The sequence below is a fragment of the Eubacterium sp. AF17-7 genome (genome assembly GCF_003461285.1).
Lineage (GTDB): Bacteria > Bacillota > Clostridia > Lachnospirales > Lachnospiraceae > Eubacterium_U > Eubacterium_U album.
The window spans coordinates 393229-407289 of the sequence record NZ_QTWU01000001.1 but is presented as its reverse complement, the minus strand read 5'-3'; the positions used below and the strand labels follow the sequence as shown (position 1 = coordinate 407289).

Annotated in this window: 17 protein-coding genes; 3 read left to right on the top strand and 14 right to left on the bottom strand. The window is 30.3% G+C overall.

The genetic code is table 11. From position 1 onward, the window contains the following. Positions 1–44: 44 nt before the first annotated feature. The 12 genes from DWW96_RS01765 to DWW96_RS01710 form a co-directional block, all read right to left on the bottom strand. Complete coding sequence (locus tag DWW96_RS01765; protein ID WP_117908601.1) at positions 45–593, bottom strand: hypothetical protein; 549 nt, start codon at positions 591–593, stop codon at positions 45–47. A 49-nt stretch (positions 594–642) separates the two neighbouring features. After that, on the bottom strand, positions 643–975 hold the full coding sequence (locus DWW96_RS01760) for a DUF3784 domain-containing protein (protein WP_117908599.1): 333 nt from the start codon (positions 973–975) through the stop codon (positions 643–645). 49 nt (positions 976–1024) lie between these two features. Further along, the gene (locus DWW96_RS01755) at positions 1025–1342 is read right to left on the bottom strand and encodes a hypothetical protein (RefSeq protein ID WP_117452273.1); all 318 of its coding nucleotides are present in this window, start codon (positions 1340–1342) and stop codon (positions 1025–1027) included. A gap of 224 nt (positions 1343–1566) precedes the next feature. Then, positions 1567–2043, bottom strand: coding sequence for a hypothetical protein (locus DWW96_RS01745; protein WP_117908597.1), 477 nt, complete (start codon positions 2041–2043; stop codon positions 1567–1569). A 174-nt stretch (positions 2044–2217) separates the two neighbouring features. Beyond that, positions 2218–3459, bottom strand: coding sequence for a tyrosine-type recombinase/integrase (locus DWW96_RS01740; RefSeq protein ID WP_117908595.1), 1242 nt, complete (start codon positions 3457–3459; stop codon positions 2218–2220). A gap of 41 nt (positions 3460–3500) precedes the next feature. Next, on the bottom strand, positions 3501–3671 hold the full coding sequence (locus tag DWW96_RS14190) for a CopG family transcriptional regulator (protein ID WP_198006725.1): 171 nt from the start codon (positions 3669–3671) through the stop codon (positions 3501–3503). Positions 3672–3748: 77 nt separating this feature from the next. Next, positions 3749–3958, bottom strand: coding sequence for a DUF6462 family protein (locus DWW96_RS01735; protein ID WP_199522659.1), 210 nt, complete (start codon positions 3956–3958; stop codon positions 3749–3751). Positions 3959–4073: 115 nt separating this feature from the next. Next, positions 4074–4610: a JAB domain-containing protein gene (locus DWW96_RS01730; RefSeq protein ID WP_117908593.1), complete on the bottom strand. Its 537-nt coding sequence runs from the start codon at positions 4608–4610 to the stop codon at positions 4074–4076. A 102-nt stretch (positions 4611–4712) separates the two neighbouring features. After that, positions 4713–5729 (bottom strand): DUF5688 family protein, encoded by a 1017-nt coding sequence (locus tag DWW96_RS01725; RefSeq protein WP_117908591.1) that lies wholly within the window; start codon positions 5727–5729, stop codon positions 4713–4715. Between the two features lie 418 nt (positions 5730–6147). Next, positions 6148–7203, bottom strand: coding sequence for a fibronectin type III domain-containing protein (locus tag DWW96_RS01720; protein WP_117908589.1), 1056 nt, complete (start codon positions 7201–7203; stop codon positions 6148–6150). After that, entirely contained in the window at positions 7200–8513 is a 1314-nt protein-coding gene (locus DWW96_RS01715) for a hypothetical protein (protein WP_147339785.1), read from the bottom strand. The genes DWW96_RS01720 and DWW96_RS01715 overlap by 4 nt, the downstream gene beginning before the upstream one ends. Positions 8514–8722: 209 nt before the next feature. Continuing rightward, positions 8723–9505, bottom strand: a complete 783-nt coding sequence (locus DWW96_RS01710; RefSeq protein ID WP_117908585.1) for an Ig-like domain-containing protein — start codon at positions 9503–9505, stop codon at positions 8723–8725. Between the two features lie 193 nt (positions 9506–9698). On the opposite strand from DWW96_RS01710, the gene DWW96_RS01705 reads away from it, so the two are divergent. The 3 genes from DWW96_RS01705 to DWW96_RS01695 are packed head-to-tail and all read left to right on the top strand — an operon-like array spanning position 9699 to position 10914. Continuing rightward, entirely contained in the window at positions 9699–10058 is a 360-nt protein-coding gene (locus DWW96_RS01705) for a PadR family transcriptional regulator (RefSeq protein WP_117908583.1), read from the top strand. Beyond that, entirely contained in the window at positions 10039–10413 is a 375-nt protein-coding gene (locus tag DWW96_RS01700) for a DUF6120 family protein (RefSeq protein ID WP_117908581.1), read from the top strand. Before DWW96_RS01705 ends, DWW96_RS01700 begins: the two co-directional genes overlap by 20 nt. Positions 10414–10443: 30 nt before the next feature. Next, the gene (locus DWW96_RS01695) at positions 10444–10914 is read left to right on the top strand and encodes a hypothetical protein (protein WP_117908579.1); all 471 of its coding nucleotides are present in this window, start codon (positions 10444–10446) and stop codon (positions 10912–10914) included. A gap of 95 nt (positions 10915–11009) precedes the next feature. On the opposite strand, the gene DWW96_RS01690 is transcribed toward DWW96_RS01695, so the two are convergent. Both DWW96_RS01690 and DWW96_RS01685 read right to left on the bottom strand, forming a co-directional pair. Next, positions 11010–13454 carry an N-6 DNA methylase gene (locus tag DWW96_RS01690; protein ID WP_117908577.1) on the bottom strand — a complete coding sequence of 815 codons (2445 nt, stop codon included), beginning with the start codon at positions 13452–13454 and terminating at the stop codon, positions 11010–11012. Continuing rightward, positions 13451–14050: a hypothetical protein gene (locus DWW96_RS01685; RefSeq protein ID WP_117908575.1), complete on the bottom strand. Its 600-nt coding sequence runs from the start codon at positions 14048–14050 to the stop codon at positions 13451–13453. Before DWW96_RS01685 ends, DWW96_RS01690 begins: the two co-directional genes overlap by 4 nt. Between the last annotated feature and the right edge of the window lie 11 nt (positions 14051–14061).

Sequence of the window (14061 nt, the reverse complement as noted above, 5' to 3'; positions counted from 1 at the left end):
TGAATTCTACAAACTGGAATTTATCGCAATATTTCATTCTTGGATTATACTCGCTTATAGATAATTGGTTCATCATATCCAAAAGTTTTCTTTCCATTAACTTCCATGCTTTCAGATACCTCCAGACAACTATCAGAAAACTTTTCCCAAAGCTTAAATGTCATTATCGGTGAAAACTGGCTTGTACTGCCTCCTTCCCAGATTCCATCTTTCTCATGATAGAGCGCCGGAGTGAATTTTTCAGATTTTTTCAATTCAGTGTAGTCAGCATTTTTCATAGAATCATATGAAAACGTACTTTTATCTTCTCCTTCTGGTATTTCATAAGAATACAACACAATTCCGTCTTCTTTCTCTGTAATAAGGAAAAGATGTGGGGAAGCATGGCGTTTACCATTTGTCTCATAGTAGCTTTCTTCAACAACAAATTTACCATTAAAATCTTTAGGAAGGTTTAAAATTTTCTCATTACAGATTGTATTAATGTGTTCTGCATAAGGATATGTTTTCCCTTCTCTCTGCATATTATCAAACTGCTCTTTGTTATTAAAGTGTCCCGTCATCATATTAATAAAATTATCGAGCTTCATCATGCTTTTTACCTCCAAATTCCGATTTCTCAGTTTCAAAAACTGGAAGTTATTACTTTCTGCATAGTGTGTTTCCTAAAATGATAATTACCACGACATCAACCAAAATAATCCCCAATGCAATATATACAAAAAATGCAGGCAAAATATTTTCAAACAAGCCCATAGTTAATGCAAGAATTGCTATAATAGACATTCCAATTCCCATTGTTCTGCATAACTTCTTTTCATCATATTTTTCCTTTTCTTCATTTGAAGCTATATTATATCCAGAAATGAACCAGCTTCCATGTCCAGAAAGTAAAATAATAGAAAGTACAACAAATATCGCAAAGACAATCCACACTATCCAATCAGAGCCTGTTGCTAAATCTGCTAATTTCATTTACATACTCCTCCTTAAATTCCATTTTCTTAATTTTATAAACTGGAAGTTATCTTTTTCTTAATGGCAATGCTATTAAATTTCCCAATAATGCAATAACAGCATATCCAACTACATAAACCCATGCACTTGAGTTATAAAATATAAATATGGATGGCGCAAACATTATTGCTACAATCAAAATATACCAGAAGTTAAAACCATTCCTAATCCCATAAAAAACAGAGGTTATTAAACATATTAGAGGAATAATTACTAACATAACAATCATTGCACTTCCTGTGTCTTTTATAAACCAAGGAACGATATAAAAATCTATCAGCAACAGTAGGTAGAAAACCATGTTCTTTTTTAATTTATCCATCATATCATCATCCTTTTAAATTCCGATTTGTATTTTCTGTTTGTTTTAAAAATGGGCAACTCTGATTGGAATTGCCCACTCATTGCACTAATTATGCGATTTTTTCTTGCTTGCACCGATTTCTGCATCAATTGATGTAAGTTTGATGTAAATCGCTGTTTTTTTAGTTTTTTATCAAATGAAGTACATCCCGTCTATTCGGTAAAACGGTACATCTTTACATCATCTTAATAGAGTTTTGCACCTGCTGGAATATGGTTATCAACCATAAGAAGATGAAGTTCTTCATCCTCTGAATCTTTGAGGTTGTTTACTGCTGAAAGTAACATACCACAAGATTCAATTCCCATCATTGCTCTAGGTGGAAGGTTTGTAATAGCAATAAGTGTCTTTCCAACTAATTCTTCTGGTTCATAATATGCATGAATACCAGAAAGGATTGTTCTATCTACGCCTGTGCCATCATCAAGTGTAAACTGTAAAAGTTTTTTGCTCTTTGGTACTGCAACACACTCTTTAACCTTAACTGCTCTAAAGTCTGACTTGCTAAATGTTTCAAAATCAACTTCTTCTTCAAATAAAGGTTCAATCTTTACATTTGAAAAATCAATCTTTTCTTCAACAGTCGCATTCTGGTCGCAATTTTCTGCTTCATCACTCTTAGCTGCCTTATTTTCCTTAACAGGGCTGTCTAAGCTCTTCATTGTTGGGAATAATCATATGCTATACTTATTATCCCATACTACAAGGTATTATCGTTATTTCCCTAATTCAGTCAAACTTATCATAGTGTATTATAATGTATAAAGGAATATTATTATTACGTCCTTTTCACGTCTTTTGTCACTTTTTACGTCCCTAATAATAAGGTTCTCTTTCTAAAAAAGTTTTAAATTGTTTGATAAATTTTCAATTGCTTTTTGTTTTGCTCCTACTGTGGCTTCTGCATATATGTCCATTGTTGTTTCAATATTTGCATGTCCCATAATATCTTGAATTGCTTTTAAATTACTTGTACTTTCACATAATCTTGTTGCAAAAGTATGCCTTAATTGATGACATGTAAAATGTGGTAGAATAATAGGTTCACGTTTTTGTTTCTTTGCATCTATTAATTCCTTCTGGTTATAATTCTCGGATATTCTTTTTAGTCCTTTATTTAAAGTTTGTTGATTATAAATTCTTCCACAACGATTTGTAAATATAAATCCCGACATTCCTTCTATTGAAAACTGACTAAAGCCATTTTCCTGTTGTCTGTAATACTCTGCTTTGAATACATCATATACTTCGTCTGTCATTGGAATGTATCTTATACCCGCTTCTGTTTCAGGCAAAGATATTGCATAATGGCTCTTCCTACCATCTTCTTTACCATAACACACGTACGCTATACTATGATTTATACTAATTACTTTTTGTTTAAAATCAACATCCTCCCATCTAAGTCCTATAAATTCACCTACCCTACATCCCGTTCCTAATAAAATAGTAAAAATTGGAATCCAATGATTAAATTGTTCCTCTTCAATCATATATTTCATAAAAACTCTCTGTTGTTCTATTGTCAAAGCGTGTCTTATTCCTTTATTTTTACCACTCTCTTTCTTAATATCAGCCAATACTCCACTAGCTGGATTTTTTCTAATAACATCATCCCTAACCGCCATTGAAAACACCGGATGTATTACCGTATGAATTGTATCCACTGTATTAAGTTCTAAACCTTTTTCAGTAATTAAACTTTTGTAAAAATAAACGATGTCTGAATATTTTATGTCAGCTATCAGTCTTTTTCCTATAGTATTTCTAACATAATTGTCGTACATATATTTATAATTTACTTTTGTATTTTCTCGTAAATTATATTTTGTATCCATATACCTTTCAAACAAATAGTTTAATGTTGCCTTCCCAGCTACATACATGTTGAGTCCATCACTTATGTCTCTTTCTATTTGTTTTTCTCTTTCACGTAATTTCAATAAATCTACAGAGTAAATTGTCTTCCTATTTCCAAAGGTATCTTTATATTCATACGAATATCTACCTTCCTTTTCACGAAATGTTTCACCTTTACGAAGAACTCTTCCTCTACTATCTTTACGTTTCTTTTCCATGATTGGTCTCCTTTCAAATAAACAAAAAAGACCCTTCATTTTCACTCTCTGCTTGAATACAAATATTCTAAACTCAAGTTAATCACTTCTGATATTGTAAGAGAATGCTTAGATGCATATAATTTCAAACGATCGTACTCTGCTTCTGATAATCTTGTAGATACTTTCTTATTCTTTGGATTATCAGATTTTGGTCTTCCCATTTTTGACATTATCTACACCTCCCTGCACTTACCAATATCTTACTTTTTGTACCCCAAAAAGTCAAGTGTCAATGAAAGGTCTTTTTCTAAAATTCATGAAATAATTCTAAATATTCATCTATTTTTTCAGTATTTACTAATACTAACTTGTTGTACTTATATATAGCTTTTGCTTCCTTTGCAAGTTTTTCAAAGGTACTTTGGGACATTGAATATAATTGTGCCCCTTCACCATATCTTACGAATTTTTTTGCTATTTTCTGATTTCTTATCATTACTTGTACACATTTTGTCATTTATAATCACCTCTGTCCGTTTTTTACACTTTTTACAATTTCCAAGAAACTACAAGATACGCATTTGTATATACAAATGCATTCTTGTTGTGGCATATCCCCAAACCCCTTTTATTTATCTAACCTTTACTTCCTCGGCTATTTTTATGTCCTTATCTTTCTTAAAATTTAAGAACTCTAACTTGTCTGAATATGTACTGCTTTTTCTAAAATCAACCAACTGCTTATCCCTTAGGCTGAAATACCTCCCCTTATCTGGACCAACAATAATGTGGTCCAGAAGAGGTATTCCCACCAAATTGCAAATATCAACTAGCTTTGCCGTAGTTCTGATGTCTTCCTTTGATGGTTCTAAAATGTTGGATGGATGGTTATGCAAAATCATCATGTTTGCTGCATTTGACAATATTGCTGACTTAAGTATTTCTCTTGGCGAAGCAATTGTAGTATCTATTGCTCCAATTCTTACCAGATTGAAATTCAATGGCTGAAGCTTACTGTTAAAATTGATTACACATAAAGCTTCACGATCCATATCCCTTATGTAATCTCCAACTACCATTGCAACCTTTTCAGGGGATGTAAGTTGTTCTTCTGATAGCAGCGGTCGTTCCTTTACAAGTCTAATTGATACCTGATTTATCTTTTCCATCTGCAATCACCTCAACTTTAATGAAAAACTCTTCATCCGAACTGCAGTTAGCAACTTCACTTTTTATCCTCTCTGCCAATTCTTTTTGAAAATCTTCTATGACTATCTGCCCTCTCTTTCCGGGGTTGATATTGCTCCACGGTCAACGTCATCAAGACTCTTATTTATTGTGTCTGTTGCAAGTCTTAATGTTCTTAAATCCTTGTCGTAGCAATATACCTGATTTGAAAGACGGTCATTAATGTCTACCTGATCCATATTGATTTCATAAACCATTTCTGCAAGTTCATCCGGCGAACTAAAGTCTGCTGACACTGCAATAACCTCATGGATGCTTGATGGCAAAATATACAGGTCACTTCCAATTTTTTCTGCTAATTCGTGTAGTGGCTCTTCATACAAAATTGAAGCTGCTCCATACAATTTACTTTCGTTTGTAATTACATACATTGAATGTTCATTAGGTGTTTCCATCATTACTTCATTGAATTCTTCCTGCATTTCTTCACCCAATTCACTTTCACCAAATATAATTTCACTAATGACTTCATTCATGTTCTTAATTGACACCGGGAATAATTCCTTTGTGTTCTTATTTGCTGCATTGTATAAGTCATTTTCTGTAAGACCTTCCTTTGCTGCTAAATCATTGTTAACAAGATTTGTATATGTTCCTAATGAATCATTTCCAAGATTCCATCTGTACACAATTGCAAGGTCTTCAAATTCTCTGTGTGGAACAGTCTTCAATAACTCTCTGTTCTGTTCAGCATTTATTAATGTAAAAAATACGTTATCCTTAAGTCTTGACGTATCTAAAAAATCTGCCTTAATTTCCTTGTTAAATGATTCAATTCCATTTTGCATTGTTTCAGCTGCCATTCTTACAACATCTTCGTAATTTCCTGTTCTTTCGTATTCTTCATACAGGTTGTTTACGTATAATGTTGGTGTGGCATTTTTTAATTCTGGAATATCATAAAAATTTAATCCATCAACCTCACGGTTAGTCTTATTAACCTTTCTGATTACAACTCCACAATTCTTGTACTTCTCATCCATGTAATCCTTAATATCTTCCTTAATCTTTTCCTTAAATTCCTCGTAATTTAAATTCATATTTGTCCTCCTAAAAAATTTCATAATTCTAATATTGGCCCTGTTTCACCCTTACGGTGGAACAACTAAAATGCTTTCACTTTTCATAAGACACCTCCATTTTTGCAATAAAAAATGCCCTATTGAAAAACAGTCAGTTCTTAAACTACTGTTCTCAATAAGGCATTTATTTATTTTTGATTTAAAGTTTTAAGGCCTGTTGCTCTCAAACTTTATGGTTATATTTTACTATTGCGGTGTGTCGATGTCGAATTCTATCGTGGATGGGATTTAGGATAATAAACCATATTGTGGTTTAAATTATTTGGTTGATGTGCAAAAAGAAAAGGTTGGGACGCTGGGTCCCAACCTTTTCTTTAATCTTCCTCCTGTTTACTGTTATCACTATACTACAATATACTTATATATAACTTTTCCATTATTTTGTTTTTGTAGCAATCCAATGATTAGTTATTTTATATGCATTGTCATCAAATGATTTATTAGCATCATATTCAACTGTTACATTATCACCAACAGTAAATATTACGCATCCCTTTTCGAAGTATATATCTATAGGATATGGATATTCTTCTATTAGTTTTTTTATAGCATCTTTGATTGTAGAAATATTTTTGATATCTGGAATTCCAATTATTTCACCATTACTATTTACCGTTATGTCCCCATATTTATCTTCATCATTACTAATAGTAAAAAATTCTGCTATATCACATATTTCTTTTTTATAATCTGTCAACAAGCTGTTTATTTCTTTAATCCCACCATGATATAAAGAAAACTTTTCCGGTCTGGCATAATTAACTACATTAATTTCGATTTTACCAATAACACCATTATGAGCCCTCGCTGAAATTGTTACACTTCCACTTTTTGTTCCTGATATTATTTTTCCTTTTTTATTAACTTTTAGCACTTCCGGATTATCGCTTGACCATTTAATCTTATCAGATACAAGTCTTGTTTTTAACGAATTGCTTCTAGCATCTTCAACGAGATTAACATACAATTGATCTGTTGAACAAATTCCTATCTCTTTTTCTTTATTTTGTTTGTAAATTTTTACACTTTTACCTTTTGCTACATTTACAATCCTTGCTTTTTCACCATACGTTCTAGCAGATACATAATATGTTTTTTCACCGTATTCTTTCCTATTTTTTTTCTTTCTAAAAGCTACTATTTTGTACTTATAAATTTTATGTATTTTTAGATTTTTGTCTGTGAATTTACACTTTTTTGCTCCGAGTGTTTTTATAACTTTATACTTCTTTTTACTTTTTTGGTAACGATATATTTTATACCCTGTAGCATTATCTACCTTGCTCCATTTCAATTTCAATGTATGCGAATCTTTACACCATACAATCAAGTTTTTAGGGGTACCTATTTCTGTTGTTTTTGCATTTACATTATCTATTTTCATCGCTATAACTAATACAAGTGTAAGCGAAATTATTATCATTTTTTTCATTTCTTTTCCTCCACATAATAATCATTTCTATTCTTTATAACATCAGAAAAAACAGTGCCTAATTTGGGATTTGTTTTATAGGATTGTAAATTTCTCCATGGTCTTCCCTGAGACAAACTATAAGCATAAAGCATCATTTCTATATCATTTGGTAATAAATATTCTTTTTCAGTTATTTCAACCATAATATTATCATACCTTGTTCCCTTTTTATATTTTTTGTAAAAAATGCCTGTTTCATCATTATCTGCAAATCTGTCATGACCATCATCTGGATAACCGTCATCCAATCCAAGTGCATGTCCCATCTCATGGGCAATTATGTACATATAACGGTCCTGTCTCTCTTTTATGGTTTCACCCAAATATTCTCCTTGTTTCAATGCATCTCTTATATCTGTCATATAAATATATGTTGTATATTTATAATCACCTGTTCCTGTATAATACCAATAATCACCTATTTCTCCGCCATCGATATGCTCACCTGCAACTTGAACCTCATAAAAATGTTGATTAGCATTATAGCTACCAAAATCTTTATCATGAATTATAGGTTTAACAGTATAATTTATTCCCACAAATTCATTCTTATCATTAGCAACATCAATAGAATACCATTTTTTTATTCCGGCTTTTATCATATCAATATATGTCTTATTGCCATATCCTAATGTTCGGGAAGCCTTAGCCCTGTTGTTCTTTTTATCATATGTTACAAATTCATAGTAAATATGTATTTCCAAAGTATCACCTGTAAATCTATATTTTATAGGTGAATAATATTCATTAAACACTGAATATTCATTAATATTAACACTTTCGTCTAAACAAACAAAAGGATAATTTTTCTTAAAATAATCTATATTTTTTTGTTTATCAATATTATATTTGCTTTTACACCCAACCTCATTACTAAATGTTGTCTTGTTGTCTTTCCATACAATCTTTAGTCTATAATCATATTTAGTAAAGTATTTAATACTTTTATCTATATAAGATGTTTTTATTCCTGATAATGTTTTAATTTTCTTATATTTATCTCTTTCTTTTTTCCTAAATATAGTTATTTTTTTTGCGTTTTTTAATTTTTTCCATGATAATTTAATACTCTTTGTTTTTTGTGCTGTAGCATTCAAAACTACTTTTCTTTTTTTCTTAGCTTTGACTACTTTGCTTTGTATATTAGACATTCCTTTTCTTTTGCAAATCACTTTATACCAATATTTTTTATTATTTTTGACCTTATTATCAATAAATTTATTTTGATTAAATGATAAAGTTTTTACTTTCTTGAACTTTTTTGACATGCTCTCTTTTCGCATGATAATATATTGTTTTGCAGCTTCCTGTTTGTTCCATTTTACTTTAATCTTTTTGTTTCTAATCCAATTAGCATTAACTTTAAAAGAACTACTTTTTTTGTTTGCAAAACTCTGTTCATCCCAGCTATATTCACTTTTATCTTTAACAATAATTTGATATTTCTTAGTTAATTTATGCTTTGCGGTGTATATGGTTACATTGGCTTGACCAACTTTTTTGTCTTAAGGTTGCCATTTTGATCCACGGTAACAATACGATTATTATCAGAAGAATAGTATAATTTCTTGTTAGTTGCAAAATTCGGTAATACTTTTGCTTTCAAACAAATATTATCTCCTAAATTCAACACATACTCTTCTTCGACTTCAATTTCTGTTGCTTGAACATCAATGTATTTTTTCTCAACAAACCCTGTATCTTTGTCATCCTCAAATTTAGTTCCATCCATTGTTCGAATCAAATAAAAATCATTACATAATGCTACAACATTAACCGTTGTACCCTTTTTACACTCTCCTTTATTATCATTATTTTCAACGTCAGCATTTACTGATGCTCCACGATAAATTGTAGCTTTTGAGTTAAATATGCCCACATATGATTCCGTACCCTTATAAACAGATATAAAAAGTCTTTCTTTATATTTTTTCCCAGTAGTCGTTTCAATACTTAATGTGACATAACCTACCCCTTCACTTATACCACTAATATAATTCTTTCCATTCTCTTCAACAATTTTAAAAGAAGATGGATTATCACTGGAATAAGCACTCTTCTTCACTTTTCCGTCTTTTAATTCAAACGAAAGTTCTTCACTTCTGCTGCCTTCCGCTATCGCTTTATGATGTCTGGGTGTCGTACTATCTCCTAAAAAAATTTTAACTGTTCCATCTGCAGCGTAAATATTAATACTAGATACATCCACACTTGAAAGCAAAACTGTTATTGCTAGTAAAAATGTTAGTATTTTCTTCATAATTTTCTCCCTCTCTTGTTTAATATTAATAAAATATATTTAGACAATTTTTATATGTCAATATCATCATAGCACATGACAATGCCTGTATCAACTATTACTTTATATACTTATGTATTTATATTTTACTATATTTACATTAAATTATATATGTATTATAATTGTAATGCACATTTTAATTAGGAGCACTTGTATGAATATTCGAGATAACTTTAAAAAGGGGTACGTTGAAATGCTTATATTAAATTTTCTTTCAGAAAAAGATTTATATGGGTATGAAATGACACAATTGGTAATAGAGCGTGGCGGTGGATATATAAAGATTCCTGAAGGTTCTCTTTATCCCACTCTTTATAAACTAGAAGACAAGCATATGATTTCATCATATCAAAAACAAGTTGGTAAACGTCTAAAAAGAATATATTATCATCTTGAAGATCAGGGATTAGAATATCTTAACGAACTAATTAAGGAATATTATGCTGTTAATGAATGCATTACAAAAATTTTAGAATTTTCAAAAGGAGCAAAAGATGAAAACAACGTTGAATAACAATATTCAAAAATCATATATTAAAAATATCAAAAAACAATTAAAAATCTCATCTAAATATAAGAGAACTCTATTAAACGATTTAGAAATTAATATTGACAGTTATATATCTGAACATCCTAATACTACTTATAAGGATTTAGTTGAAAATTTTGGAACTCCAGAAGATGTTTCAGAGTCATTTTATGAATCTCTTAGTTCCGATGAAATAAAAAAACAGCAAAAATTGAAAAAGCACATCATTATTATTGCCATCGTAGTTGGTTTAATATGTGTTTTTTCTTTTATTCATTACTATCAAAATCTAAACAAAGATTTACCATCCTACACCATTGAGAAAATTGAAGAATCTTAGGAAACAAACGATAATAATTAGGAGGGACTTATGAAAAAATTATTTATTTTATTCTCTATGATGCTATGCAGTGTATTGTATTACACTAACACTTTTGCAAACGTTATTGACAACTCTTCTGTTTACAGTGAGACCACAGATTTTTATGATGATGGTTACATTGTTGTGGAAATAGTTACAAACGACTCAAATAACATAGCATCATATTCAGCATCCAAATCTAAAACTGCAACAAAAAAAATTTCTTACTATACATCATCAAACAAATTGTTGTGGACAGTACATTTATCCGGAACTTTTAGTTACAACGGTTCTTCATCCAGTTGTACTAAAGCATCATGTTCTATTAGTAATTTAGATTCTAACTGGTCTGTTAAATCCAAATCAGCTACAAAATCAAAAAATACCGCCCATGCAAAAGTCACTATGCATCAAAAAGGTGGTGGCGATTTAAGTAAAGAACTTACTTTAACATGTGATAAAAATGGTAAATTAAAATAAACACAATCTTCTCTTTGGTGTAGATATTAATAAAACCACTAAATATCTGTATTATACAAATATTTAGTGGTTATTTTAATTTCCATTAATTCATACTAAATTCCTCTTAATTGATCTTTATCCACATCTCCACCCAAAATTTTTTGGTTTTTAACATAAGACTTTAATATCTTTTGAGATAAATTCCACAATTTTTTTGAAACAGAATATGTTGAATCACTTATTTCTTTCTGAACTTTTTCATCTAATACAGGAATATAGACATCATTTAGCAAATCCTCAACCTGGACTCTTGCTCTTGATGATGACGAACCTGTAGATAATCTGATAATCTGTTTAATAACCCATTCATTTTGAAGTATCGCGCAAATTACATACCTGTTTTCTTCAGATATGTACTTGTTCTTCTTGTATAATATTCTGTATATTTCCTTTGACATTATACCAAAAGGTTTTACTGGTGGTGCAATTGCTACTCTATTTATTCTCGGATTAATCCTTGTAAACAAAATATCTCCTCCATAAAATAAGTGAAATGAATCTCCTATTTCCTTACCACTCACTTTTCTCACATTAGTTATACTTCCTGTTTGTGGTGAAATATCCAGAACTTCTAAATAGTTATATATAGTATTTGCTCTTACCGAAACACTCTCATTCACAACAGAACACACTTCTGCTAATGGGATTACTTCTTTGTACAACTCTTCTAATTTCTTTTTATCTATTTTATTTAATAAATAATTTGCATCAATACGATAATTTGTTATAAGATTATGCTCTATCCATCCACACTCGCCATCATTAGATGTAACTTTAATTCCTTCGAATACTTCATCTGTCATATATTCGAATTCCTGTAAATCATTTTTTTCAGTCTGTTTATATGACTTTTTACCTTGCTCGTATCCTATTTCATTTGCTTTTCCCAAAAAAGCAAACCCTGGTGAACTATATTCTATACTGTCACTCTTTTTTCTCAAACCTAAAATACAAGTTTTTGAAACAGAACCTCCAAATGGTATAAAAGCCCCCTCCGGGAGTGATATACTCAATAATAAATCAGTTTTTTCCAATAACCATTTTCTAAAATATAAGTATTTTTTATTATTTAGCAATCCCTCTGGAAGTACAATAAACAAGTCACATCCAGGCTTAAGTGCCTTAATACTTTTTTCAACAAATAATATATCCAATTCCTCACTATCTTTACCTATCCCCAACTCATATTTGTCCAAAACATCTTTAAATGAATATGGTATAGTAAATGGTGGATTTGCTAAAATCAAGTCAAAATAATCATCAGGAATTTTATCACTGCTCAATGTATCGCCTTGATAAATATTATTCCAACCATCTCCGTGCATAATTAAATTTATTTTTGCTAAAACATGTAAATCATAATCCGCCTCATGCCCCCACAAACATTTATCTACTAAGTCTTTATATCGGTTATGCCCTTCAACCTCAGAATATCTCATTGTGTTTATTTTTGCATTTACATGATTAAATGCTTGAATTAAAAATCCGCCCGACCCACATGCTGGATCTAGTATTATATCACCTATATTGGGGTCTGCAAATTTAACCATGAAATCTACAATCTCTCTTGGCGTAAAATATTGATCAAATTCTCCGCGTAATGTACTTTTTAAAAATATCTCATACACGGTTCCTTTTATATCATCCCCTGTTCCTAAAAAAGAAAAAGGCTCTAAATCTTTAATAATATGTTTTATACACAGTTCATCTGAAATAAGTATCTGCTCATTTTGATCTGTATAAATACTTGGATACTTTTCTTTTGCATCCTCAAACAATTTTTTAAACATGTCTATTTCCGAAATGTTATTTACTTTTGCAGCTGATAATATATATTCACTTGTAAATCTATTATTTCCCTCACCAGCTTTGACTCTACGCTCCTCATTCATCTTAATCAACAAAATTTTTGTCATTTCTCTAAAAGACTGATCACTTCTAATCAATCCTCTTGTTTCTATAACATCTTTACAATCTTGTATAACCTTGTAAAGCTCTTTTGAATTATGAAGTGTAAATAATATACTTTCAACTTCACGCAACTCAATATCTTTTAACGCTGTTTTCTTTGACTTGTCAATTGTTCTTAAAAGTTGAGCTCTGGAAGGAATTTCTGAACTTCTCTGACCTGAATATGTATCTGTTACAACACTATCTATGCCATTTGTTACAACGGCAATCATTGCCTGTGGAGTATCAACAAGTTTTGCATAACTAACTACTTGTAATACGTCTTTTTCTGCTAATGCCTTACTTGGTCTTTTAGCATCAATTACCATTTCGACTTTATCATTTATTATAATCTCAATGTCAGAAAAGACAGTTGTTTTTTTTGTGCCAATATGAACCTCTATAGGGTGTTCATATCGAAATTCTTCTTTTGAATATCCTAAACTTTCCAAATAAGGTATTAAAACCTTTACTTTCATATCTTCTTCCGACTTTATAAAATTAGAAAAATCTGCTATATTATTTATACACCACTGTCTAATATTCATAACTTTTTCTCCTTCAAATGTATTATGATTTCTTTCATAAATATATAATTACTTAATATTTCCCTTCCCATGTCACTTATATGGTTAACATCCATACTCTGTATCCATGGTTCTTGATTACTAATTAAAATTTTATCGGGAAGCAATTCAATAATATCTGCATTTTTAAAGTTAATATTTAATATATCATGAGCTAATTTATTTCTCATATTTATCAAGCTCACAAAACAATCATGTGACAAATACTTTAATTGTTTTTTCGTTTTTGATGAAATTTCAAAATCAAATAATGGTATAACTCTCTCTCTCTTATCGATCTTTATAATTTGATTAATCGTCAACTTTTTCTGAATCTTTTTTTCATCATACTTCCATATTTCCTGTTTTATTGAATATGTATCATATTCAATATACTTATTTTCACTCCCCAACCAACCAACATAAAATGCTAATCTATTCTTGACATTATTATCTAGTTTTTCCCATTCTGAATCAATAACATCTCGAACAATATTTTCAAAGTGGTTATAATCAATGAGAAATTTGTAAATTATTAATGCGTCATTTTTTTCCTTAATCTCTTGTGAATTACCCATGTTCTACACTC

Bases quoted from the DNA above. Each gene is read 5' to 3' on its own strand.
- DWW96_RS01765 (WP_117908601.1), bottom strand. From the start codon at position 593: ATGATGAAGCTCGATAATTTTATTAATATGATGACGGGACACTTTAAT.
- DWW96_RS01760 (WP_117908599.1), bottom strand. From the start codon at position 975: ATGAAATTAGCAGATTTAGCAACAGGCTCTGATTGGATAGTGTGGATT.
- DWW96_RS01755 (WP_117452273.1), bottom strand. From the start codon at position 1,342: ATGATGGATAAATTAAAAAAGAACATGGTTTTCTACCTACTGTTGCTG.
- DWW96_RS01745 (WP_117908597.1), bottom strand. From the start codon at position 2,043: ATGAAGAGCTTAGACAGCCCTGTTAAGGAAAATAAGGCAGCTAAGAGT.
- DWW96_RS01740 (WP_117908595.1), bottom strand. From the start codon at position 3,459: ATGGAAAAGAAACGTAAAGATAGTAGAGGAAGAGTTCTTCGTAAAGGT.
- DWW96_RS14190 (WP_198006725.1), bottom strand. From the start codon at position 3,671: ATGTCAAAAATGGGAAGACCAAAATCTGATAATCCAAAGAATAAGAAA.
- DWW96_RS01735 (WP_199522659.1), bottom strand. From the start codon at position 3,958: ATGACAAAATGTGTACAAGTAATGATAAGAAATCAGAAAATAGCAAAA.
- DWW96_RS01730 (WP_117908593.1), bottom strand. From the start codon at position 4,610: ATGGAAAAGATAAATCAGGTATCAATTAGACTTGTAAAGGAACGACCG.
- DWW96_RS01725 (WP_117908591.1), bottom strand. From the start codon at position 5,729: ATGAATTTAAATTACGAGGAATTTAAGGAAAAGATTAAGGAAGATATT.
- DWW96_RS01720 (WP_117908589.1), bottom strand. From the start codon at position 7,203: ATGAAAAAAATGATAATAATTTCGCTTACACTTGTATTAGTTATAGCG.
- DWW96_RS01715 (WP_147339785.1), bottom strand. From the start codon at position 8,513: ATGTCAAAAAAGTTCAAGAAAGTAAAAACTTTATCATTTAATCAAAAT.
- DWW96_RS01710 (WP_117908585.1), bottom strand. From the start codon at position 9,505: ATGAAGAAAATACTAACATTTTTACTAGCAATAACAGTTTTGCTTTCA.
- DWW96_RS01705 (WP_117908583.1), top strand. From the start codon at position 9,699: ATGAATATTCGAGATAACTTTAAAAAGGGGTACGTTGAAATGCTTATA.
- DWW96_RS01700 (WP_117908581.1), top strand. From the start codon at position 10,039: ATGAAAACAACGTTGAATAACAATATTCAAAAATCATATATTAAAAAT.
- DWW96_RS01695 (WP_117908579.1), top strand. From the start codon at position 10,444: ATGAAAAAATTATTTATTTTATTCTCTATGATGCTATGCAGTGTATTG.
- DWW96_RS01690 (WP_117908577.1), bottom strand. From the start codon at position 13,454: ATGAATATTAGACAGTGGTGTATAAATAATATAGCAGATTTTTCTAAT.
- DWW96_RS01685 (WP_117908575.1), bottom strand. From the start codon at position 14,050: ATGGGTAATTCACAAGAGATTAAGGAAAAAAATGACGCATTAATAATT.